The sequence below is a fragment of the Wolbachia endosymbiont (group A) of Campoletis raptor genome, from assembly GCF_964026755.1.
Classification (GTDB): domain Bacteria; phylum Pseudomonadota; class Alphaproteobacteria; order Rickettsiales; family Anaplasmataceae; genus Wolbachia; species Wolbachia pipientis.
Map to the genome: position 1 here is coordinate 298,615 of NZ_OZ034695.1, position 23,289 is coordinate 321,903.

The 23,289-nt window shown below is 34.7% G+C and carries 23 protein-coding genes, 1 tRNA gene and 1 pseudogene; 14 read left to right on the forward strand and 11 right to left on the reverse strand.

The genetic code is table 11. From position 1 onward, the window contains the following. Window positions 1-6 precede the first annotated feature (6 nt). The 3 genes from AAGD74_RS01545 to AAGD74_RS01555 form a co-directional block, all read right to left on the reverse strand. On the reverse strand, window positions 7-180 hold the full coding sequence (locus AAGD74_RS01545) for a hypothetical protein (RefSeq protein WP_341810690.1): 174 nt from the start codon (window positions 178-180) through the stop codon (window positions 7-9). 433 nt (window positions 181-613) lie between these two features. Continuing rightward, window positions 614-2,332, reverse strand: coding sequence for a cation:proton antiporter (locus AAGD74_RS01550; protein WP_338482672.1), 1,719 nt, complete (start codon window positions 2,330-2,332; stop codon window positions 614-616). 5 nt (window positions 2,333-2,337) lie between these two features. Continuing rightward, window positions 2,338-2,910 carry a thioredoxin family protein gene (locus AAGD74_RS01555; RefSeq protein ID WP_338482670.1) on the reverse strand — a complete coding sequence of 191 codons (573 nt, stop codon included), beginning with the start codon at window positions 2,908-2,910 and terminating at the stop codon, window positions 2,338-2,340. A 108-nt stretch (window positions 2,911-3,018) separates the two neighbouring features. On the opposite strand from AAGD74_RS01555, the gene tmk reads away from it, so the two are divergent. Further along, window positions 3,019-3,609 (forward strand): dTMP kinase, encoded by a 591-nt coding sequence (gene tmk / locus AAGD74_RS01560; RefSeq protein WP_236515193.1) that lies wholly within the window; start codon window positions 3,019-3,021, stop codon window positions 3,607-3,609. On the opposite strand, the gene AAGD74_RS01565 is transcribed toward tmk, so the two are convergent. From AAGD74_RS01565 to AAGD74_RS01580, 4 genes are all read right to left on the reverse strand, one after another. Beyond that, window positions 3,602-4,270, reverse strand: coding sequence for a hypothetical protein (locus tag AAGD74_RS01565; protein WP_010081999.1), 669 nt, complete (start codon window positions 4,268-4,270; stop codon window positions 3,602-3,604). The genes tmk and AAGD74_RS01565 overlap by 8 nt on opposite strands. A gap of 155 nt (window positions 4,271-4,425) precedes the next feature. Further along, window positions 4,426-6,264: an ATP-dependent zinc metalloprotease FtsH gene (gene ftsH / locus AAGD74_RS01570; protein WP_341810691.1), complete on the reverse strand. Its 1,839-nt coding sequence runs from the start codon at window positions 6,262-6,264 to the stop codon at window positions 4,426-4,428. A gap of 12 nt (window positions 6,265-6,276) precedes the next feature. Continuing rightward, window positions 6,277-7,572, reverse strand: coding sequence for a tRNA lysidine(34) synthetase TilS (gene tilS / locus AAGD74_RS01575; protein ID WP_338482665.1), 1,296 nt, complete (start codon window positions 7,570-7,572; stop codon window positions 6,277-6,279). 184 nt (window positions 7,573-7,756) lie between these two features. Further along, the gene (locus AAGD74_RS01580) at window positions 7,757-8,236 is read right to left on the reverse strand and encodes an OmpA family protein (protein ID WP_341810692.1); all 480 of its coding nucleotides are present in this window, start codon (window positions 8,234-8,236) and stop codon (window positions 7,757-7,759) included. Window positions 8,237-8,511: 275 nt separating this feature from the next. Here AAGD74_RS01580 and AAGD74_RS01585 point away from each other — a divergent pair, with 275 nt between their 5' ends. From AAGD74_RS01585 to ppa, 5 genes are all read left to right on the forward strand, one after another. After that, on the forward strand, window positions 8,512-9,933 hold the full coding sequence (locus AAGD74_RS01585) for a carboxypeptidase (protein WP_077188438.1): 1,422 nt from the start codon (window positions 8,512-8,514) through the stop codon (window positions 9,931-9,933). Between the two features lie 23 nt (window positions 9,934-9,956). Beyond that, window positions 9,957-11,033, forward strand: a complete 1,077-nt coding sequence (locus AAGD74_RS01590; RefSeq protein WP_341810693.1) for a rod shape-determining protein — start codon at window positions 9,957-9,959, stop codon at window positions 11,031-11,033. A gap of 316 nt (window positions 11,034-11,349) precedes the next feature. Next, the gene (gene mnmA / locus AAGD74_RS01595) at window positions 11,350-12,462 is read left to right on the forward strand and encodes a tRNA 2-thiouridine(34) synthase MnmA (protein ID WP_006279545.1); all 1,113 of its coding nucleotides are present in this window, start codon (window positions 11,350-11,352) and stop codon (window positions 12,460-12,462) included. A gap of 650 nt (window positions 12,463-13,112) precedes the next feature. Next, entirely contained in the window at window positions 13,113-14,360 is a 1,248-nt protein-coding gene (locus AAGD74_RS01600; RefSeq protein WP_341810694.1) for a hypothetical protein, read from the forward strand. A 75-nt stretch (window positions 14,361-14,435) separates the two neighbouring features. Continuing rightward, complete coding sequence (gene ppa / locus AAGD74_RS01605; protein WP_077188435.1) at window positions 14,436-14,951, forward strand: inorganic diphosphatase; 516 nt, start codon at window positions 14,436-14,438, stop codon at window positions 14,949-14,951. A gap of 265 nt (window positions 14,952-15,216) precedes the next feature. Here the strand turns inward: ppa and AAGD74_RS07235 are convergent, their stop codons facing one another. Together AAGD74_RS07235 and AAGD74_RS01610 are read right to left on the reverse strand one after the other, a co-directional pair. Then, window positions 15,217-15,393: a hypothetical protein gene (locus tag AAGD74_RS07235; RefSeq protein ID WP_265041098.1), complete on the reverse strand. Its 177-nt coding sequence runs from the start codon at window positions 15,391-15,393 to the stop codon at window positions 15,217-15,219. A 22-nt stretch (window positions 15,394-15,415) separates the two neighbouring features. Beyond that, window positions 15,416-16,186 (reverse strand): transposase, encoded by a 771-nt coding sequence (locus AAGD74_RS01610; protein WP_341810541.1) that lies wholly within the window; start codon window positions 16,184-16,186, stop codon window positions 15,416-15,418. Between the two features lie 348 nt (window positions 16,187-16,534). On the opposite strand from AAGD74_RS01610, the gene AAGD74_RS01615 reads away from it, so the two are divergent. From AAGD74_RS01615 to AAGD74_RS01630, 4 genes are all read left to right on the forward strand, one after another. Further along, window positions 16,535-16,625 (forward strand) — tRNA-Ser (locus AAGD74_RS01615). 184 nt (window positions 16,626-16,809) lie between these two features. Continuing rightward, complete coding sequence (locus AAGD74_RS01620; RefSeq protein WP_338976901.1) at window positions 16,810-17,955, forward strand: SurA N-terminal domain-containing protein; 1,146 nt, start codon at window positions 16,810-16,812, stop codon at window positions 17,953-17,955. Between the two features lie 97 nt (window positions 17,956-18,052). Then, window positions 18,053-18,673 carry a hypothetical protein gene (locus AAGD74_RS01625; protein ID WP_006279429.1) on the forward strand — a complete coding sequence of 207 codons (621 nt, stop codon included), beginning with the start codon at window positions 18,053-18,055 and terminating at the stop codon, window positions 18,671-18,673. Further along, entirely contained in the window at window positions 18,657-19,214 is a 558-nt protein-coding gene (locus AAGD74_RS01630) for a 5-formyltetrahydrofolate cyclo-ligase (RefSeq protein ID WP_338482661.1), read from the forward strand. Before AAGD74_RS01625 ends, AAGD74_RS01630 begins: the two co-directional genes overlap by 17 nt. Here the strand turns inward: AAGD74_RS01630 and AAGD74_RS01635 are convergent. Continuing rightward, a protein-coding gene (locus AAGD74_RS01635; RefSeq protein ID WP_338482219.1) for an IS5-like element ISWpi1 family transposase occupies window positions 19,189-20,021 on the reverse strand; the annotation gives its coding sequence in 2 pieces (ribosomal slippage) (window positions 19,189-19,652 and window positions 19,652-20,021; 834 coding nt in all). The genes AAGD74_RS01630 and AAGD74_RS01635 overlap by 26 nt on opposite strands. Before the next feature lie 244 nt (window positions 20,022-20,265). Between AAGD74_RS01635 and AAGD74_RS01640 the strand changes: the two genes are divergently transcribed. The 4 genes from AAGD74_RS01640 (at window position 20,266) to AAGD74_RS01655 (ending at window position 22,812) form a co-directional block, all read left to right on the forward strand. Continuing rightward, window positions 20,266-20,409 (forward strand): hypothetical protein, encoded by a 144-nt coding sequence (locus AAGD74_RS01640; protein ID WP_341810695.1) that lies wholly within the window; start codon window positions 20,266-20,268, stop codon window positions 20,407-20,409. A 521-nt stretch (window positions 20,410-20,930) separates the two neighbouring features. Continuing rightward, window positions 20,931-21,182, forward strand: a complete 252-nt coding sequence (locus AAGD74_RS01645) for a hypothetical protein (RefSeq protein WP_010081945.1) — start codon at window positions 20,931-20,933, stop codon at window positions 21,180-21,182. Continuing rightward, entirely contained in the window at window positions 21,172-21,687 is a 516-nt protein-coding gene (locus AAGD74_RS01650) for a transposase (RefSeq protein ID WP_236514749.1), read from the forward strand. Before AAGD74_RS01645 ends, AAGD74_RS01650 begins: the two co-directional genes overlap by 11 nt. A gap of 174 nt (window positions 21,688-21,861) precedes the next feature. Then, on the forward strand, window positions 21,862-22,812 hold the full coding sequence (locus tag AAGD74_RS01655) for an IS481 family transposase (protein WP_338482200.1): 951 nt from the start codon (window positions 21,862-21,864) through the stop codon (window positions 22,810-22,812). Here AAGD74_RS01655 and AAGD74_RS01660 read toward each other — a convergent pair. Beyond that, window positions 22,809-23,223: pseudogene (locus tag AAGD74_RS01660) on the reverse strand (IS5-like element ISWpi1 family transposase); the annotation flags it as partial. The gene AAGD74_RS01655 and the pseudogene AAGD74_RS01660 overlap by 4 nt on opposite strands. Window positions 23,224-23,289: the final 66 nt, after the last annotated feature.

Genomic DNA, 23,289 nt, shown 5'->3' on the forward strand with positions numbered 1-23,289 from the left:
TCAAGGTTAAATGGCTATTTTATAATGAATTTTGTCAGTAGCCACCAGATTTTTCAGTTGCGATGCAACAAAGCCCACTGGCATCCAGTCCTTTTGCACAGTTCCATCAAAAACGTTGTAAAGCGCTTTCGTGTTTACCAACTTAGTGCCCAATCTGGATCCCAGTGGGCTTTGTTGCATCGCTACTTATGAAAGGCTAACTATAGTTAGGATTATAAGCAACCTATTGAAAATCTTGTTTTTTTGCAATCAATCTGATCAAATTTAAGAATAGTAATTTATTATTTACATTAATAAATTTAATTCTATTGAAAATAGCTAAAGCATTGAAATTCTTGAATTTTAGCCGGATTAGTGAGTGGTAGTGAAATTTCTTTTACTCAAATTTAGGTATTCACTGACCGTTCTTGTTATAAATACCAGAATAATAAGCTACTGATATTCTCCATCTTTTTTATCTTTATCCATCATAGCTAGCGATGCAACAAAGCCATCCCAGTGTCACGCACTGGGATGACAAGAAAGGGAGCACTGGAATTTTTGTTTCAGCATTAGCCATGCATCTAACCTCAACAAAGCTTGAAGCTTTCTGTACATAAAATTAGAGAAGTAGTTATTCATCTTTATCACTACCAAGGTCTTTTAACATACTATAATTGCCTTTTCTAAATCTACTTTTTAAAGACGTAACTCCACTTTCGCTAATACCACTAAGGCTCAGTGCAGCTCCACCTAGCTGCAATCCTATCTCAGGTGTTTCAGGAATAATTTTACTAGCTCCTAGATCTCTATAAACCTCCACATTACTCAGATCTGGTAAGCGTATTACAATATTTACATGCGGAAAATTTGCTGCAACTAAAGAAACAACTTTTTTTATAGTAACTTCATTCTTTATTGAAATAACGAGAGCTTGAGCTCTTTCTATTCCTACCGATTTTAAAATTTCACATCTTGTAACATCTCCAAGATATATAGGAAAACTATCACTTTTTCCTTCTTTGACTATTTTCGATTGAATATCTACAACAACGTAACTTAAATGCTCTGCAGTAAGCATTTTTGTTACCATATATCCCACTCTACCAAATCCAGCAACTATCACATGGTTATAAAGATCTTGTGTATCTGTTTCAACAGCTTCATCATCTAATATTGTTTTCTCAGTGCTAAATGAGTTTGCTATCCAATCTCCAAGCCCCGATAAAAGAGGAGTGAAAGCCATGGTTACTGTAGTTACCATCATAAGTACTTGAGCGATTTCACTTGGTAGCACATTTAGCTCATCTGCTAAGCGAAATAAAATAAACGCAAATTCACCGCCTTGTGAAAGCAGTAACCCAGCTTGTATAGCAGGTGCACTCTTAAACCCAAAAAATCTACACAATATATATATGATAGATGTTTTTAAAACGATAAGGATAATCGATAATAAGGTGATTAGTGGTAACTTATTGAGTAAAAGTTCGGTATTGATGGACATACCAACAGTCATGAAAAATAAGCCAAGAAACAAATCTTTAAATGGTAGTACCGCGTGTTCCACTGAGTGTCTGTATTCTGTTTCTGCAACTAACAATCCAGCGACAAATGCACCTAATGCCAACGATAAATGGAATTGCTCAGTAATAAATGCTGCTCCTAATACTATTAAAAGCGTTGTTGATATAAAGACCTCATTACTTTCCATTTTAGCAATAACCGAAAATAAAGGTCTAAGCAATAATCTACCAGTTATAAATATCAGCACTAATGCAATAGCTGCTTGCACCAATGAACCTGCCAATGAGCTTATCAGGCTGTGCTCAGAATTGCCAGTAAGTAAAGGTACCAATACTATTAATGGTACCACTGCAAAATCTTGCATTAATAGCACTGCTACCGACAATCTACCAACCTGACTTGCTTGAGAACCTTTTTCTTGCAGAACCTGCAACACTATTGCTGTTGAGGATAGCGCAAGCCCACCACCAATAACTGTTGCTATATTCGTATTCACTCCGAAAGCAAGAGCGATGCACCATATTGCTACCATGGTAACTATAACTTGAAGAGAACCGAACCCAAATACATGAATACGCATAGCGATCAGGCGTTCAAATGTCAATTCAAGGCCTATAATGAATAATAGAAAAACTACACCAAATTCTGCAAGATTATCCATTGCTTCAGCTGAGTGTATCAGATTAAATCCGTGAGAACCAATAACTGCACCTGCAACGAAGTAACCAAGCACTGGACTAATATTCATTTTCCAAAATGCTATGACTATAAACACAGCAGCAGAAAGTAAAATTATAATATCAAACAAATGCTGAGAGCCACTGTGCATGATATTTAACCTGTAGAATTAGACCATTTAATTGAGCAGCCAATACTTGATTTTTGGTCAATTGGAGAATTACCAGTTTCTGCAATAAATTTCATAGCTTGAAATAAGTCACTACTTCCTACTTCATAGCTTTGAACCTTTTCTTTTTTTGTGTCGTTAAAACGTCCACGATAGCAAAGGTTTAAATTGGAATTAAAGCCGAAAAAGTCAGGAGTGCAAACAGCCCCGTATTCTTTAGCTATTTTCTGTGTACTATCAATTAAATATGGAAATGTAAACTTATTTTCCTTGGCAAAATTAATCATATTTTCAAAGGAATCTTCTGGATATTCATTTACATCATTTGGCATTATTGCAATGGTGTCTACTTGATAATCTTTTTTCAATTGATCAACATCGCTTACCAGATTGCTAATAATTGACTGAACGTAAGGACAGTGATTGCATATAAACATTATAATAAGACCATTTTTTCCACAACAGTCACTTAATGCATAATATTTATTGTCTACTCCCAAAAGATTAAAATCTTTTGCAGTAAAACTAAAATCAACTTTAGGAGTATTCAGAGCAACCATAGACTATTATTATACCACATGTAATTTACGGTCTTATTATTTAAATGTCAAACGGTTTCTATGTATACTGTTTGCATATTCTTTTTTAGTATTATAATTATAAAACTTATGTTCATAACTTTCGAAGGAATAGACGGCTCTGGTAAAACAACACAATCTAAGCTACTTGCAAATCATTTTAAGCAAATTCGCGGCGAAAATAATGTGGTATTGACTCGAGAACCAGGTGGCACTAACTTTGCAGAGAAGGTAAGAGGAGTATTGTTAACGAATAATATTGATTCTATTTCTGAACTCTTGCTACTTATCTCGATGAGGCGCGAACATATGAAAAAATTAATATTACCAGCTCTTGCAGAAGGAAAAATAGTGATTTGTGATCGGTTTATTGATTCAACTATTGCATATCAAGGATATGGGTTTGGAGTTGACTTAGGGCTAATAAGGGACTTACATAAGCTAGTGGAAATTAAATGTCCAGATATTACATTTATTCTAGATATTGATGTTAAAGTTGGGTTAAATAGAGCAAAAGACAAGAATAAATATGAAGAAATGGATGTTAATTTTTACAATAAGGTCAGAAAAGGATTTCAGGAAATAGCCATAAAAGAGCCCGTTAGGTGCAGTGTTATCACTGGAATTGAAACAAAAAATGATAATCACGTACACAATGAAATTATTGATAAAATCACCTAGCTTGTGATAGAAAATTATCAATTTCAGGTAACATTATTTCATATGAATAACTTTTTGTTTGAGTAGCTAAAAAATCCTGTATTTTGTCTGGATCTTCTTCACTTATCATCTTATATGCCCTTGCGAGGTTCATTAATTCACTTCTATTTTTTTTATTGCTTACTTCAGTAATAGTAAAAAATTGATCAAAATGGTCTAAGAGGTCTTTATTTTTTATTGAAGACACAATATCGTCAATTTCTTTCACATATAATGCAAGTTTGTGTGCTTTACTACGATCTTCAAAACAAAGATTAACAAGCACGTTGCGAAACCTATCTTTCGTAGTACTTCTCACTTCTGCTAATAAGGACTTAATATTTTCTTGGCAATGCACTCTCTTTACCGATTCAGCCGGTTCAACCATACCAAGAACATTCTTTACCAAAGATTTTTCTTCACAACTAAATATGAACATGTAATAACCCATCGATAAAGTGAAGAGCAAGAACATAGCCGGAAGTAAAAACGGAGCTAATACATTTTGTGACGCAGGGAAAATAAACCAGGTAACAGTTGCTATTGACACAGTTACAAATAATCCTGATAAACATAATTGTGCTTTTCTTCTATAATTCTGATCAATAACTGTACTTACACCAATAGAAGCTATATCAATCATTACTCACACCTCATTAAACATTAATACTAACTGAATGATAGCATTACTGTGATGAAAATGCAATATTATGAATATTTTAATACAATTTATATTGACAGTTACAATTCTAAATTGTTTTATTGCAGCGTTAGCTGATTAACATTTTTAAGATGAGGTCAACTCTCATAGAGAGAGGATTTTTTTATTTTCTCATTCTTCTCATTTTCCTCTCTAACAATTTTTTTTCCATTTAATATGTCCTTTATTTCATCTCCTGTTAAAGTTTCAAACTCCAGTAGATTTTCGGCAATGAGATCTAAGCCTTTCTTATGCTTGGTCAAAATCTCTTTTGCTTTTTCATAGCAAGAAGACACAACTTTCTTCACTTCTTCATCTATAAGTTTTAACGTATCTTCAGAAATTATCTCAGAACCATGCATGGTTTGTTCGCGATTGTGATAGATCGGACCTATTTTGTCACTCATTCCCCATTTTGTTACCATAGCGCGTGATAAATCAGATGCTTGTTTTATATCCGAAGATGCACCGCTTGTGACTTTATCGTAGCCAAAAATTAGCTCCTCTGCCACTCTTCCACCCATAGCAACAGTAATATCTGCTATCATCTTTTCTCTTGTGAGGGACACTCTATCTGTTTCTGGTAGTCTCATAACTAAACCGAGTGCTCTACCGCGTGGAATAATTGTTGCCTTGTGTATAGGATCAGAAGCAGGCATATTAACAGCAATTATCGCATGACCAGCTTCATGGTATGCAGTCAGTCTCTTTTCCTCTTCTGTCATAATTAGGGATCGTCTTTCTACGCCCATCATCACTTTATCACGTGCATATTCAAAATCGTCCATGGTAACAATCTTCTTGTTTCTTCTTACAGCAATAAGTGCAGATTCGTTCACTAAATTTGCTAAATCAGCTCCAGAAAAGCCTGGTGTTCCTCTTGCAACTGTTTTCACGTTTACATCTGGTGCTATTGATATTTTCTTTATATGAGTATTTAATATCTTTTCACGCCCATTTATATCGGGTAAAGAAATAGTAATCTGTCGGTCAAAACGACCAGGTCTAAGCAGTGCTGGATCTAAGACATCCGGACGGTTAGTCGCAGCAATTATTATTACACCTTCATTAGACTCAAAGCCATCCATCTCAACTAATAACTGATTTAATGTTTGTTCTCTTTCATCATTGCCGCCACCAAGACCAATGCCACGATGTCTACCCACCGCATCTATTTCATCTATAAAAATTATACAAGGAGCATTTTTCTTGCCTTGATCAAACATATCACGAACACGACTTGCACCAACACCCACAAACATTTCAACAAAATCAGATCCAGAAATACTAAAGAATGGCACATTAGCTTCTCCTGCAATTGCACGAGCAAGTAAAGTTTTACCAGTTCCAGGAGAGCCAATCAAAAGGCACCCTTTTGGTATTTTTCCACCTAATATTTGAAATTTTTGCCTTTGTTTAAGAAAATCAACGATCTCTACTAGCTCTTCTTTTGCTTCATCAATTCCGGCAACATCATCAAATGTTACTTTTTTTCCACTAGTAATGAGTCTAGCCCTTGACTTGCCAAAGCTTATAGTTCTGTTGCCCCCCGCTTGTGTTTGTTTAAGAAAGAATAGCAAGAAGCCAATAAAGATAAATGTTGGGACCCATGAGATAAGTAATCCACCAATTACGTTCATGGCAGAATCTCCAGTTGAAAAGGAGAATCTCACTTTTCTATCATGTAAATTTTTTATTAGGTCGCTATATATGACACCGCTTGAATTGAAACTTGAACCGTCCCTGAACTTGCCTTCAATGCTCTGGTTTTTTATGACAATATTTTCTACATCATTGTCTTCTAATCTAGTTAAAAATTCCGAAAAAGGTATAATTGTTTTACTTTTACCTACATTTCCGCTGAACTGAATATAAGCAACTGAAATAAGAACAATAATTACTAACCAGATCAATAAGCCTTCTAAAAATTTTTTCATTTCTATTTCTAACTAAATACTAATCAAGCTTACCAAATTTTGTTTTATCGTGCTATTAATAATGCATTGAACCTTATCGTCATTGGTATTTTTTCCGTTATAATTTACATCAGGATAAGCAAGCACCTTTCCATCTTTTAGCACTACAGGCAAAGAATAGAAAACTTCAGGGCAGAAGTTGTAATCCTTCAGAAATTCAGGAACTTTTTGTGTTTTTTTTAATGGAGCGATGATAACTGAACACTCTTGATTTCCGAGTATTGTGCAGCTAAATCTGTTATCCCATTGAGTAGATTCATTTAAAGGTAGGTTTAAGGTAATTTCTTGTATCTTTGACGATTCTCTAATTATCAAGATATTTTCTCCATGTTTTCTTATTTTACACCCAGAAAGTGTACAGTTAACATTACTATCCTTTTGCAATATTTTATTAAATATTACGATAAGGCTGTTGTACCTTGGTTTATAATGTTTACTGGCAATTGCCATTATGGAGTAAAGAAGAAGCCTCAAGGCTATTTCCTCTGGCAATTGATAAAACTCACTTAGTTTAATTTCAATATAACCAAGATCATGCACATTAACGCAGTCATTAAACGCAAGGCGTGTGTAGTGCATCAACGCTTTTGCAGCTCTTTTCATATGAAGGGCTGTGAGGCATATTCGCCCTGTTAAAATCTCTTGATTATCACTTGCTTTAAGTAAGTTACGGTATAAAGTTCGCCTGTATTTTAAGTCATAGTTGCTTCTATCTTCGATCCATTTTAACCGATGAAGCTTAGCGTACTTTTCTATTTCACTACGACTAAAATTTAACAATGGCCTAAATATATAAATACCATTTAGGAAAGACTTGTAGTCCATTGATGATAATCCATCTACGCCACTACCTCGCTCTAATCTTAACAAGAACGTTTCTGCTTGATCATCTTTGTGATGAGCAACAAGTAAATATTTAACATTATTATTTTTACACCACTCTGCTAGTAACTTATACCGTGCTTTTCGTGCCTGTAACTGAATATTGCCTTTAATATTTTGCTTCTCCCAATTTAATATGAACGATTCCTTTGCTCCAAGTTCCTTTGCATAACTTACAACAAAATCAGCTTCTTTTTGAGACTCTGGACGTAACCCATGATTTACTGTTAATGCTGTAGGAAGTGAAAGCTTGTTTTTTTTTGCCCAGTTAGTCATTAAGTGCAGTAAGACTATACTATCTACACCACCTGATACTGCAACTGCAACTTGATTGTTATAGAAAGCAAAACTATTAACCACATTTTGAAATAATAACTCTAATTCCATTATGTCTCTTGATGGCCAGACAGGTCAGATCTCTTACGTCATACCGCGACTTATTTGTGGTATATATAGATCCCGCTAACAAGCAACGAAATATGACAAGTTTGTCCTTTTTTGTCTACCCCAGTGCCCTTTCCTTATGTCATCCCAGTGTTTGACACTGGGATCCAGGTTTTAATGCAAGAAACTATTTCTTTATTCCAGAAAATGAAAATTCCACTCTACGATTTTTAGCATGCTCTTTTTCATATTTAGAATTTCTAGAATCATCTTTTACATTAACCAAAGGCTCAGTTTCACCTTTAGAAGCAGTTTTTATTCTGTTTTCTATGTAGGGTGTACAACTAACCATAAATTTTTTAGCTGCATCTGCCCTTCTAGCGCCTAGCGCAAGATTATATTCATGAGAACCACGGTTGTCAGTGTGACCAGTTAAAGTAACCTTCGCGTCAGGGTTATCTTGTAACACCTCCATTACGTCAAGTAATGCATCTGCACTTACTTCAGCAATACTAGATTCATCATAACCAAAGAAAACTCTTTTATCACCTATCTGCTTAACAACAGAATTTATTTTATTTGCTGTATTTGCTCCTTTTTTTGGGCAAGAACTTACACCAGTAAGTAATAAACAAAAACAGCACATTATAACCAGTCTACTCCACATTACTAAACCTCCATAAATTTTAAATAGTGCGTAACTTTAATTTCAGTAGCTAATATCTCTCCATATTGTAATATAGTCAAGAGAAATAAAATACTAAATACTTTTTCTACAACCTTACAATTAATTTTCCTATAATATGCTGGACTCTGAGTAGAAAAATCCAATAAAAGAATAAAAAGTACAATTTTTTATTGTACTTTAAGCAAATATACTTTTAACTTTATTATTAATCTATTACGGTATTAAACAGATGTTTTCTAAAATAATGAACAAATATGCAATCTTATAAGTTTTTAGAGGAAGTATTATATAGGGTAAAGAATATCGAAAATACGCTAAAAGTACTAAACCAAAGCCAATTGAATATAGAGGACAAAGTTGAACAAATGAGCCTTCTAGAAGAAATCAGACATGAAATTATCTCTCATGACGTAATAAAGGAATCATTAGCAGATGCTCTTGGTAACAAAAAAAGTGCAAATACTCAGCAGCTAAAGTTAATAGAGAGAATACATAAGAGCAACAGTGCTGTTCCTATTGATTTAGTAAAATCTTTGTCCAAAGCTAAAGTTGAATGCCAAAGTTTATGGAGGCTAACCAATTCTGAAGCCAGTAACTTGGAAAAACTAAAAGAACGTTTTACTGATTTAATCAAACTCATTCGCGAAGTAGCTTCTATAAAATCGCAGCAATTAAAATGCTCAAAATACGACTCACTGCTTGCTGACTATGACTCTGATATCACAGAAAAGAATATAAAGGAAATATTTCCCAAGGTAGGCAAATTCTTTAGTGGAAATGTAGATAAAATAATTGAAAAGCAGAAAAAGGATAAGGTTACTAATATACAAAAAGTTGCTACTCAGAAGCAGATTGAACTTGGCTCGTCATGTTTACAGCAAATGGGTGTCGCACTGCATGAGGTTCGTACTTCTTATTACTACCCTATAGATTATGATGAATCTGACTTTTGTTATGGTTTATTTTCTCTTTTACGGCATAGTGGTTATGCAATTTATCAAAAATGTTTAGCGCAAAATTCTATAAGTAGCCCAATTACGAGACATGTTATGTATGAAACTCAAGGGTTATTCATGGAAAGGATGATTGGAACATCCAGAGAATTTATTGAGTTTATTCAACCACACATAAAAGAGAAATTTGCTATAAAAGGCAAAACTAACGAGAAAGTTAGCAGTGTTGAAAATTTGTACTTGATTTTCAATGAAATAAACCTTTCTTCTTTTTTAAAAAATGCAGATGAATTTAGTCTGTTAGCTCATATTATGTTGAGAACTAGGTTAGAACAAGATATAATAAATGGTACATTGGAAGTCAAAGACCTGCATGATGCGTGGCTGGAAGGTATGAAGCACTATAAAATTCCAGTAAAAGCTGAAAATGAGCTAAACACTTATTTTCAAGATGAATATTGGGCAAGCGGTGTTATGGGCTACTTTCCTATAAAAATTATTGCTTTAATTGCTGCTGTGCAGATTTTCTCTTGCGTTAAAAAGAATCATTACGAATCATTAAGTGCTATAATAAAAGGAGATTTTAGTTTACTTATCAGTTGGTTATCTCAAAATATATACAGTGCAAAGTGTGGCCTGGAACTGCTAAAAAAAGTAACAGGTAAGGGTTTAGACGTTGAGTGCTGCATTAGCTACTTATCTGGAAAGTATAATTTGTCTTAATAAATGATTTTCTTGAGTTGCGTATGAATTTTGTTCGAAAATTAACCGAAAAGTTTTGTAGTCTTTTCACTTTCAAAGGTTTATTTGCTAGCGATATTGCTATAGATCTTGGCACTGCAAACACTTTAGTTTATCAGAAAAATCAGGGAATAGTGCTTGATGAGCCTTCAGTTGTAGCAAGAATAAAAGAAAAAGGAAGCTACGTTCCTTATGCTTTTGGTAAAAAAGCTAAAATGATGCTTGGAAAAACGCCTGGAGAAATAGAGGCGATAAGGCCCTTAAAGGATGGAGTTATTGCTGATTTTAAAAGTGCGGAAGAAATGCTAAAATATTTCATACGCAGTGCAAACACAAAATTCACTGTTAATAAACCTAATATTATCATATGCGTTCCATCTGGATCCACGCCAGTTGAAAGGCGTGCTATACAAGATGCAGCAGAAAGTGCTGGTGCAAATGAAATATTTTTAATTGAAGAACCAATGGCTGCAGCAATCGGAGCTGGGCTCCCGGTTACTGAACCTGAGGGTTCTATGATTGTTGATATAGGAGGCGGTACAACTGAAGTTGCAATTATTTCTTTAGGCGGAATTGTTTATTCACGTTCTGCCAGAGTAGGTGGCGATATTATGGATGAAGCAATAAAATCATATATTCGTGAAAATCATAAGTTATTAATCGGTGAAACAACCGCTGAGAAAATTAAGAAAAGCATAGGTTCAGCCAGTCTGCCAGGTGAAAATAACAAAGAGGGAATGATAATTAAAGGCAGGGATTTAGTGAGTGGCATGCCAAAAGAAATGCTTTTATCAGAATACCAAGTTGCAGAGAGTTTAATAGAGCCTGTACATCAGATAATTTCTGCTATTAAGACTGCGCTGGAGAGCACTCCACCTGAACTTTCTTCTGATATAGTCGATAGAGGAATAGTTTTATCCGGTGGTGGTGGATTATTACGTAATCTAGGTAAAGTTATCAGTGAAACAACAAAATTACCGGTTCGTGTTGCAGATGACCCACTTTGTTGTGTTGCCTTAGGTAGTGGAAAAGTGCTTGAAAACATGGATTATTTTGGCCATGTTTTATTCAAGCAAGATTAAATTATTTTTGAAGGTAGTTTATCGAATTGTTTTGATGGAATTATGTAATATAAATGAGATCCCAGTGTCATGCACCAAGTAATTTGAAGGCAACTTCTAGCAGAAAAGGGTGTCATCCGAGTAGCTAACACTGGGATCCAGGAAACTTGATTACAAATAAATATGCTGTTTTAATGAATTTGTGTAATAGAAGCTAGATTCCAGTGTCAGCTACTTTCATGACATTATCTACTATGTAAATTGCCCCCAAATCAAAACGTTTGCACAGTTGTATGTTGGAATGACACAAGATTTGCGTTTATAAATTAAGGCGGTTATGCTAAAAGAATTTGAAATTGAACCTCTGCTAAAAGATAAAACTCCGCACCAGACTAAGGCTGTTGTTGCAATGTCCGGGGGAGTTGATAGCTCGGTTGCTGCAGCACTGCTACATAACCTTGGGTACCAGGTGATAGGTGTGACTCTTCAACTCTATGGCACTGACGGTAATGCTAACGCAAGAAAGGGTGCATGCTGCGCTGGACAGGATATTTATGACGCTAAGCGTGTAGCTGAAAGTGTTGGCTTTCCTCACTATATTTTAAACTATGAGGAAATATTCAAAAAGGAAGTAATAGAGGATTTTGCGAGTACCTATATGCGTGGGGAAACTCCCATACCATGCGTGAGATGTAACCAAACGGTAAAATTTCGTGATCTATTACAAGTTACAAAAAATCTTGGTGCGGATGTGCTCGTAACAGGACATTACGTGAGAAGGTTAGAAAAAAATGGTGAGGTAAAGTTGTGCAGAAGCATTGATAAAAGTAAAGATCAAAGTTATTTTTTGTTTGCTACAACTCAAGAGCAATTGAAGCTTTTGCGATTTCCACTAGGTGGGTTCTATAAAAGTGATATAAGAAAATTAGCAAAGTATTTCAGCTTACAAATTTCTGAAAAGCCGGACAGTCAAGATATATGCTTTGTTTCCGAAAGCTATAGTAAAACAATAGCTAAATTAGCTCCACAATCTGTACAGAAAGGTAAAATAGTGGATGTTAATGGAAAAGTGCTAGGCGAGCACAGTGGCATAGTAAATTTTACAGTGGGGCAAAGAAAGGGCTTGGGTATCGCACACAATGAACCTCTTTATGTGATAAAAATTAATACAGAAAATAATGAGGTTATAGTAGGTCCGATCAACGTATTAATGCAAAAAAAAATATTGATCAAGGAGTTAAATTGGTTAGAACAACCAAAGGAAGGTATGGAAGTAACTGTGAAGCTGAGATCATCACATGCGGGAAGTTTAGCAACAATACATTCAACTGACGAAAAAAATAAAGCCTGTGTCATTTTAAACGACGATTACTTTGGCATCAGTCCAGGTCAAGCCTGTGTAGCGTATAAAGATGAGCAAGTTATCGGCGGTGGATGGATATGCTCTTAACTAAAAGCTTTAATGCAGAGTGTAAACATACAATAGACTTCTTGCATAACCATATAACATTGGGAATAGAAACAAAAAAACTTGCTTGACAAACTCCGCCAGCCCCCTTATCATGAAACTGAAGCTATTTATTTATCTTCTCTGTACAGATTAAATGACAAAAAAACTCACGTATCTGGCGTATCATGTTTAATTTTTTGCACTATGTGCAGTCTATGTCTTTATAAAATTTCTAGGTTTTTACCTAATATAAGCTGAAATGCGCTTATAAAGCATTTAAAACATTAAAAAACGCCAACTTAAAAAATGGATAGTGAATAACTAGCTACCCTAGGGTTTCTTTTGCCTTTTTTTTCATTTGGTAAATTTCTTAATGTTTGTAGCTAAACGACAACCGTCATCCCGCTGCTTGTTAGCGGCTAAGAGATACCGCGAATGAATCGCGGTATGACGGTTCGCGGCGGCATAAAGATAAGTCTCGTCATCCCGCTGCGTGTTAGCGGGATCTCTTGTTAGTGGCTGAGATACCGCGGCGGTATAGCTATACCTTTTTCTACTTAGTTTGGGTTATGCAAGAAGTCTAATAACATTTATTGCTATTTTGCCATGTATCCCTTATACTATAAAGTAGAACATTATAGGTTTTAGCAATGGTTAAAGAAGTTGAAGAATTAATAAAAATTGTTGGCAAGGGCAATTTATTAGAGGCTTTGTTTATTCGTTGGGGCAGTTATCAACATGCTGGATTAAAATGGAGAGATCATAGAAATCATTTTGGTTTGCCTGAATTCATTGGAAAAGAAAAAGAACCATTAGATAAGTATTTTAACTTAAAGTTTAGTCTACAAGGGCTATTCTTAATTTATGCTCAAGCTTATAGAATTCTTATAGAAAATGTTCAGCTCAATACTCAAGAAGTAATCGACAAGATATATATGTCAGTTAGCAAGGGTGAATTAGAGGAACAGTTAAGTTCAATAATTAGTGGTGAGCAATCAACAGAAGATCAAAAAAAATTAAAGCTTCTTAATATTTTAGCGAATCCAAAAGGCAAAACTTTATTTAACAATAATAATGATTTTGAGAAACAAGTACTTAATAATGTTAAAAAGTTACTAAAGATAAATTATGCAAATGAATTTGATAAAGAATTTAGCTTATGTAAAGAAGTAATCGATCACTATTATTCTATCCACAATATAAAAGTAGATAAAGATATAGCATTACTATTTTCTAGTTATGGCATATTTTCTATACATACCAAAGATAATGATATTTTATCGCTTAATCAATATATTAATGAGAAAGCTAAAATGATCAATACACCACTGTATTTTGATTACATTGTGAGATTATCACAAATGTTAAGCAAAATCGAGTTACTAAGTAGAGATGGAACCATCAAATATACAGCCGACTGTGAAAATATGGATTGGCAAGAGGAAGAATTGAAAATGAATGGATTAATATGTCCTATAAATAGAAAAAACACCCTAGAGCAACTGTTAAAAAACCAAAATAGTGATGAATTTGAACAATTAATAACGAGCCCTGAGAATATATACTACTCAGTGTTGCCAGAAGAGAATGAATATAGGCCAGATCTCATTGTCAGCAAGAAAAAAGAAAAGGACCATAAAAACACAGTCTGTAAACTTATTTTAGGTATGTTTGTATTATCTGTTGGGTTATATGTTGCTGATTATTTCTTTATGGAGCAAAAATTGTTCAACTCAATAAAAAATGTTTTGCCACAAGACAACCTTACTAACCTGATAGTTGGTGCGGTGCTTACTATTGTAATAGTATATGCTTTATTTCAATTATCACAGAAACCACCACTTTCAACAGTCGATGATGTGCAGAATAAAAAATTAGAACCGCTCCATGCAAAATAAGCTTAGAACTACATAAATGTAGCAACTTAAAAGCACATATTGTATAATGCTTATTCTTAAGTTAAGAGGTAATTTATGGATTTAAGTAAAATAACAGCGGGACCAAATGCGGTGAATGTGGTAATTGAAATAAGTGCAAATGCTGAGCCTGTAAAGTATGAATTTAATAAAGAGCTTGGGTTGTTACAAGTTGACAGATTTTTATCTACCTCAATGACTTATCCTTGCAATTATGGATTTATACCAAATACCTGCGCAGGTGATGGTGACCCTGTGGATGTTTTGGTGCTAACTCAATTTCCCTTAGCATCTAGTGTTTTAATATCGGTACGTCCAATAGGCGCATTACTCACTAAAGATGAAAAAGGAGAAGATGAGAAAATATTAGCAGTGCCTGTTTCCAGTGTTGATAGCTATTATGACAATATAAAGAACTATTCTGATTTATCTAAAAATCTACTAGATAAAATTACTCATTTCTTTTCTCATTATAAAGATCTAGAAAAGGGAAAAACAGTAGCAGTTGGAGAATGGGTTGGTGTAGAAGAAGCAAAACAAATTGTTGCAAGCTCTATTAAAAGCGGAAATTAGTTTTTGTTGATTTATAGCTAAAGTGGCTCTACGATTTGAAAAACAACAAATTCGTCATTCCGCTACGTGTTAGCTGATGAGATACCGCCCACAACTGTACGAACATTGCAATATGGCACATAGTAAACGATGTCATCCCAGTGCTTGACACTGGGATCCAGACTTTCCGTAAAAACGTTATATTTTAACATAACACTTATATGCTCACCAACTTAGTGCTAATCAAAATCCTGGATCCCAGATACTGTCTCTGCTGTCAAACAAATTATCCAACAAAATTACAATTAAATGGTTGATTATTTTTAAGAATACCAAAAAAGACATGCATTAATTTTCGCATTAACGCAAGAACTATGACTTTTGGACATTTGCCTTTACTTGCTAGACGCTGACAAAACTTTTGAAAATGATTATTATGGTTTTTGACTACTATAGCTGGCATATAAAGAGCTTTTCGAATACGCTCAGATCCTATTTTGCATATTGCAACTTCTCTTACTTACTGACGATCCCGATTGATAATGTCCTGGATTTAGACCAGCAAAAGCTGTAAATTGTTTAGCATTGTCAAAGTTATCAACTGATGGCATTTCTGCGACAACAGCAACAGCAGTAAGATATCCTATACCTTTTATAGTCTTAAGGTTTTCCACCATATTTTTTAGATGTGGATAGTTATTTATATGCTCATTAATTTCTTTTTCGAGAACAATAATTTGCTCCTCTATTGCCAAAATTACTTTAGATATAGCTTCTTTGCAACTGGAATGCATATTTTTGTTTTCCAAGCGATTTGTCTGTTGCACCTTATCATCTTTTAGCGATTGCATGCAACGGTAAAGCTCCCTCAAATGCCTCATTTCAGGTGCAATGGGCTTCCAAAGAGCAGGTTTGTTGGCGATACAAAATCTAGCTATCATAGCTGCATCTGATTTATCTGTCTTATTTCTGAGCAGCTCACTTTTGCCAAAAGCTTTGATTTGGGCTGGGTTTACTATACTGACATTATGTCCTAAATCGTGCATAAAAGTAGCCAAATCTTCTCCATACCAACTAGTTGCTTCAAGACATAAATGAGTAAGATTTGCTCCATGGCCATTGCACCAAACTACAAGTTTTGCAAAACCATCTTGATTATTTTGAAAGACTTTGTGTCGTTTTTTACTGTCCACTAACAAACAAACATCAAATTTCTTTTTTGAAATATCCACACCCAAAATAGCATTTACTTGCATAAAATTGCCTCCAAGACTATAAATAAACTGAGAGTTTAGACTAACCTTGTAATACGGGATATAATTCCAAAAGATACTGTTCAGTCTTTAACTCTATGGGAGGGAAGCAAAATCTGGCTTAATGGCATTAGTGTCGCATCAGCTTCACCCTCCCTGTGAGGTATTTTAGCTCTAATGCCTCACATCATAAAGATACAAGTGTCTGGGCACTGGGATGACAAGAAAGGGAGCACTGGAATTTTTGTTTCAGCATTAGCCATGCATCTGAACAGATACAAATATTGCAATTAAAAGCATTAGACAGGCGGTAGAGGTCTTGGTATTATATAATCTTTAGGTTCTAAATTTGGAAGGGTGGCCGAGCGGCTGAAGGCGGCGGTTTGCTAAACCGTTATACGACCCAAAAGTCGTATCGAGGGTTCGAATCCCTCTCCTTCCGTATACTGTTTTGAGCACGGTCTAAATTCGCTATATTAGCATGTTTTTAGCCTATTTACCAGCGTACCTGATTTTGTTGCAATGGTTTTTATTTCCATTGTCACTGAGATCACTATTAAAAAGTTGGCTAGCATTGACTCAGTATTTATTATAGAATTGGTTATTAACTAAACAACTTTACTTGTATGTATAAAATACTAATCTTACTGTTGATAGTGTTGCCACTTAGGTTGCTTGCAACCGAGATTGAAATTGTTGCAGATATAAATGGTGAACCAATTTCAAATTTAGATATCGAAAAACGCATCAACTTTATAAATTCATTGTTTGGCACTCAAAGTGTTAATCAAAAAGAAGCAAAGCCTCAAGTGCTTAGGGAGCTAATAGACGAAATTATCATTATCAATGAAGCACAGAGGCTGAATATAAAATTGAGCAACGAGGAGTTAGATAATGCTATTATGTTATTTTTAACCCAAAGTTTTAAACTTAAGGCTAATGAAGTTGATCAATACATAGAGAAGCATAATATAGATCTTGGTATTTTAAGAAAACAAATAAAATGTCAGTTACTGTGGAGCAAAATTATTGAAGTAAGAATTGTGCCATTTATTAATATAAGCGATAAAGAAGTAGATGATGTAAAAAGGCAAACAGAAAAGCCGGATTATCTTATCACGTTCCAAGAGTTTATAATTCCTGATCAAAAAGACAAGGACGTTTATGGTATAGCTGAAGATTTAGTAAAAAAATTACGCAACAGTAATAACCCAGAATCTCCAATAAAGATGCGTAAAGCAACAGTTAATTTAAGTCAGCTAAAAGGAAAACTCAAGAGCGTTTTAGAAGGATTAGAAACCAGCGACATAGCAGGTCCATTCAGTTTTAGTGAAGGTTACTCTGTTATAAAAGTAATAGATAAAGTACAACTTAATCATGCACTGCTGGAAAGCACTTTAAAATTAAAACAGATTGTGGTTGAAGGTTCAGAAAGTTTATTAGATAATCTCAAGGAGCAAAAAGTTAATTGTTTAAATTTTGATAAATTGGCAGATAATTTTAAGTTGCCAAACGCAAAGGAATTTGAAATAAAAATGCGAGATTTAAATCCTGATTTGCAGATTTTATTTAGTAAAACAAGTGTGAATGAAATAGTAGAATTGAGAGAAAATGGCACTGCAAAGTTGATGATGTTGTGTGATATCAAGAGTAATGTAGCGGGTATAGAAGCAATCAAACAGAAAATGTACCAACAAAAGATTATGATACAAAGCAACTTGTTATTAGATGATATGCGTAAAAATGCAGCTATCAGTTATCGGTATAGTTGAAGTCAGAGAGTGTCCTTGTCTTTGTGTATAGAACTATATAAATTACTTTGTTCTATAAAATTTCAAAAAATTTGAACAAATGCAGTTAAAATAGCACATGAAGAATATAATGCTAATTGGTGGTGGAGTTGGAAATGCAGTGTTATTTTCGATAGGGAAGGCATGTCTTGAAAATAATAACAAGGTTTTGTACTTTGCTGGCTATAAGAAGTTAAGTGATGTATTTAAACGAGCACTGATAGAGCGTGCATCAAATGCAGTAGTTTGGGCATGTGAAGAAGGATTGATAGAAACAAGCAGAGATCAAGATAAATCCTTTCATGGTAATATAGTTGATGCAATAGTCTCTTATCAACAAGGAAGATTAGGTATTAATTTGAACGTTATAGATAAAATTATCACTATTGGTTCTGACAAAATGATGAAAGCTGTGAATGAAGCTAGAAAAACAATTTTAAAGCCATATCTGAAATCAGGCCACATAGCGATATCATCAGTTAATTCTCCTATGCAGTGTATGATGAAAGAAATCTGCGCTCAGTGTGTGCAGCAACATATAAATGCGAAAACAGGAGAAAGGAGTTTTGTTTATAGTTGCAGTAATCAAGACCAGGATATGGGGTGTGTTGACTTTGACTTTTTAAGTGAGCGCTTGAAGCAAAATAGTTTACAAGAAAAACTTACTGCAAAATGGATAGATCATGTTCAAAGATATTAAACAGCACAAAAAGGAAATAAGAGAGCAATATAGAGCTATAAGAAAAGATATTGATGAAAGTTATTCCAGTTATGCGGCAAATTCCCTTATTAATCTCTTTAATCAGAACTTAAGCTACGTTAAAGGCAAAACAATAGCAGCTTACATTCCAATGGATGAGGAAATAGATGTTGTGCCTTTGATGCATAGTTTACTCGATTTAGATTATAAAGTAGCAATTCCTAATAAAAATAAGTTACTAAAATTTGAGGAATGGAACGAAACAAATGAAGATGTAATTCCCGACACAATCATTACTCCTGTTATTGCTTTTGATGATCATTTTAATAGATTAGGTTTTGGCGGTGGTTGGTATGATACAATGATAGAAAAACTGCGGCCACTTGGAAAAATATTTATAGGTGTAGCCTATGAGAAACAATATTGTAAAGATTTACCTGTAGAAAAACATGATCAAAAATTGGATATTATAATCACTGAGATGTGTGTTAGAGGTTGTCCGGAAACTAGTAAATTCAAGCATATTCCCTCTTTAACATAACCCTACTCATAGCTAGGTATATGAAATTCTCAGTGGATGTTGTGAGTAAATCATACTCCTTCGATAGCCTTCTATTCCTATTAACCCAAGCAAAAGTCCTTTCTACAACCCATCTTCTTGGCTGTACTTTAAACCCTTGTTCTCTTGTTGGTAGTAGCTCAGGTGGCGTATCTTTGTGCACCCAAAATCTACATGGAGGCCTTGTAACAATTTCAATATCTATGTCATATTCTTCCTTTGTGTGATTCTTTAAATTTCTTCCTTGGTATCCCATGTCAGCCCACATTTTTTTAACTTTAGTATATTTTGTTCTCATATTGTTTAATGCTATTTTAATACCATCTCTATCATTTTCGTTAGCAGCGCCTACGTAACAACCTAGTATAAAACCCTGAGTGTCTGTAATTATATGCCTTTTTCTACCCTTTACTTTTTTACTTCCATCATAGCCTTTGATCCCCCCTTTTCTGTAGTCTTTACAGATTGACTATCTACTATACAGGCACTCGGCTGCTCATTCCTTCCTATTTTTCTTCTACTATATTTTGTAATTTCATAATTCATTTTCTCAAAAATTCCCTGCTTCTTCCATTGCCTGAACTGCTCATACACAGTCTTCCATAGCGGAAAATCATTTGGTAAATACCGCCATTGACACCCTGTACGCAATACATAGAAAATTGCTTCTAATATTTCTCTTTTGCTATACTTTGGCGGCCTTCCTCCTTTCTTGTATGATACTCTGAAGTGTTTTTCTATTCTTGCCCATTCCCTTTCGCTTAGATCTGTTGGATACTTTTTTCTCATCTTTACCCCGTACTAAAATTTCAGATATTATAGCCTTTTACTTGTTTCCGGACAACCTCTAACTATATCTGAACAATTAAAACAAAAAATAAGAGAGATTGACGAGTTAAAGAAAAATTTAAAGCAACTGCAAGAAGAAAATAAACAACTAAAACAAGAAGTTACCAAAAATGCAGGCGTTGATGCATCATCTTCAACAGGTCAAAAAGAAGCTAAAGAAGCAGAAGTTATACCGCAAAACATTATGGATTGGCCTGTTCCAATTCCAGACGATAAACCAGAAGAGCAGAAAACTCCATTAGAGCCAATCAAGGTAAATACAGAATTATCAGATCCAAAATCAATCTCCGCTGAGGGTCCGGAAAAATCTCCTCCTCTTTCAAAATGATGAGTTTTGCTTCTATAGCTGACCCAAGCAACACGTCATCCCGCGATTTATTCGCGTTATCTCAGCCGCTAACACGTAGCGGGATACTTAACCGTCATACCGTGATTTATTCACAGTATCTCTTAGCCACTAACAAGCAGCGGGATGACAGCAATCCTACGTCATGCCGCCGCGGTATCTCTAGATCCCGCTAACTAGTAGCGGAATGACGAATTTTTGTTTTTCAAATTATAGCTAAACATACTGTAATTGCTATTGAATGATGGAGAGACATACTCCATTATTTTAGCACGAAGTAACAAATTCAATGAATTGGTTCTTCAAAAATAATTTAAACTTTTACAGTAGGTCATGAAATATTATAGCGATCTCATTAAAAGAAACTTTTATAAGTATCGTTGATGAGAAAGGAAAAGTTGTTAAGGAAGAAGTTGTTGCAAGCGAAAGTAAGGCAATAGCAGATTAGCCAAGGCAAAAAATACGAACCCATAGGAATAGAAAGTGGATAGTTGTCAATATCAATGTGCAAAGAGTTAAGGAGTTTTGGATTACCAGTAATTTGTGTAGATGCAAGGCATATGGCAGCAGCGTTGTCTGCAAGAATCAATAAGAATGATAAAAACGATGCGAGGGGTATAGCGCAGATGATGAGAAGTGTTAGTAAAATCAGTTGTCAAATTAAAATAGCGCTTGGAAGCAGAAGACAGCTAATGTGTAGCAAACAGCAGGTTATTGGAACAATAAGAGGGTTGTTGAAGATACATGGTCGATAAAGGATCAAAATTTGAAACTTTCGCTTTAAGAATACAAGAGGCAATAAATAATTTGGATGAAATCAGTAGGAGTTCAATTGAAGCGTTAGTTTGTAGTTTGGAAGCAATAGAAAAGTCATTAAGAAAGCTTGACAAAATGCTTTCAGAACAAGGTGAAAAAGACGATGATTGTAAATTGTTAACTACTGTTCCAGGAGTGGGGATTATAGTAGCAATGACGTATAAAGCTGCAATTGATAACCCACATAGGTTTGAGAAATCTGATACAGTTGGAGCATATATAGGGTTGACACCAAGGCAATATTCTTCTGGAGAAGTTGATCGGCATGGCAGCATATCAAAGATGGGACCAGCGGAATGTAGAAGTATGTTATATGAAGCTGCACAAACAATGCTTACAGTTACCAAGAGGACATTTAAATTAAAAAACTGGGGTTGCGAAGAAAAAAGGAATGAAAAAAGCAATCGTAGCAGTAGCAAGAAAATTAGCTGTAATTATGCATAGGATGTTGGTTGATAAAACAGAATTTTATTATCAATAAACATCAAAAGAGCATAGGACAATAATTTTATTGAAAATAAAGATAGCAATGCCGATGGAAGGGACAAGCAAGAACTTAGTTAGATGTATGGTCCCAGAGAGTGATGGTATACTATCATCATCATTTAAGGAGTCATTATGGGACAGATATTACATGGGTGCGCCAAAACAACACAGACGATTCGTAGAGCAATACAAAATAGAAAAGAGAGCATAGCAAAACTCTCCAAGCATTATAACCTTAATCCAAAAACTATTATTAAGTGGAGAAAACGTTCATTTACGAAAGATGCTGATATGGGTCCAAAGCATCCAAGATCAACTGTTTTAACGCTAGAAGAGGAAGCTATAATAGTTACATTTCGCAAGTATACACTACTGCCACTAGATGATTGCCTTTACGCTCTGCAGTCTACAATTCCGCATTTGACTCGCTCTAGCTTGCATCGTTGTTTACAAAGACACAACATTAGCAGATTACCAACTGTTGATGGAGAAGTTAAGTCAAAAAAGAAATTCAAACAATATCCTATCGGTTACTTTCATATTGATATTGCTGAAGTTAGAACTGAGGAGGGCAAATTACATTTGTTTGTTGCTATTGATAGGACATCCAAATTTACCTATGTTGAGTTGTGTAACAGTGCTACAAAACCCATAGCTGCTGAGTTCTTACGTAATTTGATTAGAATTTTACCGTATAAAATCCATACTATTTTGACAGATAACGGTATACAATTTACAAACCAGAAGCGTCATAAGTATGCTTTCCAACATATATTTGATAGAGTTTGCGAAGAGAATGTTATTGAACATCGTTTGACAAAAGTTAGCCATCCTTGGACGAATGGGCAAGTCGAGCGTATGAATAAAACTTTAAAGGATGCTACAGTTAAGAAGTATTACTATCAATCGCACCAGCAACTTAAAGAACACCTTTATAACTTTGTTATGGCTTATAATTATGCAAAGAGACTCAAAACTCTTAAGGGTCTTACTCCTTATGAATTTATATGTTATCAGTGGACACAGTCTCCAGAATTATTTATACTAAATCCACACCATCACACTCTGGGACCATACATCTGAGTGTCTGTAATTATATGCCTTTTTCTACCCTTTACTTTTTTACTTCCATCATAGCCTTTGATCCCCCTTTTCTGTAGTCTTTACAGATTGACTATCTACTATACAGGCACTCGGCTGCTCATTCCTTCCTATTTTTCTTCTACTATATTTTGTAATTTCATAATTCATTTTCTCAAAAATTCCCTGCTTCTTCCATTGCCTGAACTGCTCATACACAGTCTTCCATAGCGGAAAATCATTTGGTAAATACCGCCATTGACACCCTGTACGCAATACATAGAAAATTGCTTCTAATATTTCTCTTTTGCTATACTTTGGCGGCCTTCCTCCTTTCTTGTATGATACTCTGAAGTGTTTTTCTATTCTTGCCCATTCCCTTTCGCTTAGATCTGTTGGATACTTTTTTCTCATCTTTACCCCGTACTAAAATTTCAGATATTATAGCCTTTTACTTGTTTCCGGACAACCTCTTAGAGG

What these genes read in the sequence shown, in the direction of transcription:
- AAGD74_RS01620 (WP_338976901.1), top strand. Translation starts at nt 16,810, where the DNA reads ATGTATAAAATACTAATCTTACTGTTGATAGTGTTGCCACTTAGGTTG.
- AAGD74_RS01600 (WP_341810694.1), top strand. Translation starts at nt 13,113, where the DNA reads ATGGTTAAAGAAGTTGAAGAATTAATAAAAATTGTTGGCAAGGGCAAT.
- AAGD74_RS01650 (WP_236514749.1), top strand. Translation starts at nt 21,172, where the DNA reads ATGGTCGATAAAGGATCAAAATTTGAAACTTTCGCTTTAAGAATACAA.
- AAGD74_RS01655 (WP_338482200.1), top strand. Translation starts at nt 21,862, where the DNA reads ATGGGACAGATATTACATGGGTGCGCCAAAACAACACAGACGATTCGT.
- AAGD74_RS01640 (WP_341810695.1), top strand. Translation starts at nt 20,266, where the DNA reads ATGGATTGGCCTGTTCCAATTCCAGACGATAAACCAGAAGAGCAGAAA.
- AAGD74_RS07235 (WP_265041098.1), bottom strand. Translation starts at nt 15,393, where the DNA reads ATGCCAGCTATAGTAGTCAAAAACCATAATAATCATTTTCAAAAGTTT.
- mnmA (WP_006279545.1), top strand. Translation starts at nt 11,350, where the DNA reads ATGCTAAAAGAATTTGAAATTGAACCTCTGCTAAAAGATAAAACTCCG.
- AAGD74_RS01645 (WP_010081945.1), top strand. Translation starts at nt 20,931, where the DNA reads ATGTGCAAAGAGTTAAGGAGTTTTGGATTACCAGTAATTTGTGTAGAT.
- tilS (WP_338482665.1), bottom strand. Translation starts at nt 7,572, where the DNA reads ATGGAATTAGAGTTATTATTTCAAAATGTGGTTAATAGTTTTGCTTTC.
- AAGD74_RS01625 (WP_006279429.1), top strand. Translation starts at nt 18,053, where the DNA reads ATGAAGAATATAATGCTAATTGGTGGTGGAGTTGGAAATGCAGTGTTA.
- AAGD74_RS01590 (WP_341810693.1), top strand. Translation starts at nt 9,957, where the DNA reads ATGAATTTTGTTCGAAAATTAACCGAAAAGTTTTGTAGTCTTTTCACT.
- AAGD74_RS01580 (WP_341810692.1), bottom strand. Translation starts at nt 8,236, where the DNA reads ATGTGGAGTAGACTGGTTATAATGTGCTGTTTTTGTTTATTACTTACT.
- ppa (WP_077188435.1), top strand. Translation starts at nt 14,436, where the DNA reads ATGGATTTAAGTAAAATAACAGCGGGACCAAATGCGGTGAATGTGGTA.
- AAGD74_RS01550 (WP_338482672.1), bottom strand. Translation starts at nt 2,332, where the DNA reads ATGCACAGTGGCTCTCAGCATTTGTTTGATATTATAATTTTACTTTCT.
- AAGD74_RS01610 (WP_341810541.1), bottom strand. Translation starts at nt 16,186, where the DNA reads ATGCAAGTAAATGCTATTTTGGGTGTGGATATTTCAAAAAAGAAATTT.
- ftsH (WP_341810691.1), bottom strand. Translation starts at nt 6,264, where the DNA reads ATGAAAAAATTTTTAGAAGGCTTATTGATCTGGTTAGTAATTATTGTT.
- AAGD74_RS01555 (WP_338482670.1), bottom strand. Translation starts at nt 2,910, where the DNA reads ATGGTTGCTCTGAATACTCCTAAAGTTGATTTTAGTTTTACTGCAAAA.
- AAGD74_RS01630 (WP_338482661.1), top strand. Translation starts at nt 18,657, where the DNA reads ATGTTCAAAGATATTAAACAGCACAAAAAGGAAATAAGAGAGCAATAT.
- AAGD74_RS01545 (WP_341810690.1), bottom strand. Translation starts at nt 180, where the DNA reads ATGCAACAAAGCCCACTGGGATCCAGATTGGGCACTAAGTTGGTAAAC.
- AAGD74_RS01585 (WP_077188438.1), top strand. Translation starts at nt 8,512, where the DNA reads ATGCAATCTTATAAGTTTTTAGAGGAAGTATTATATAGGGTAAAGAAT.
- AAGD74_RS01565 (WP_010081999.1), bottom strand. Translation starts at nt 4,270, where the DNA reads ATGATTGATATAGCTTCTATTGGTGTAAGTACAGTTATTGATCAGAAT.
- tmk (WP_236515193.1), top strand. Translation starts at nt 3,019, where the DNA reads ATGTTCATAACTTTCGAAGGAATAGACGGCTCTGGTAAAACAACACAA.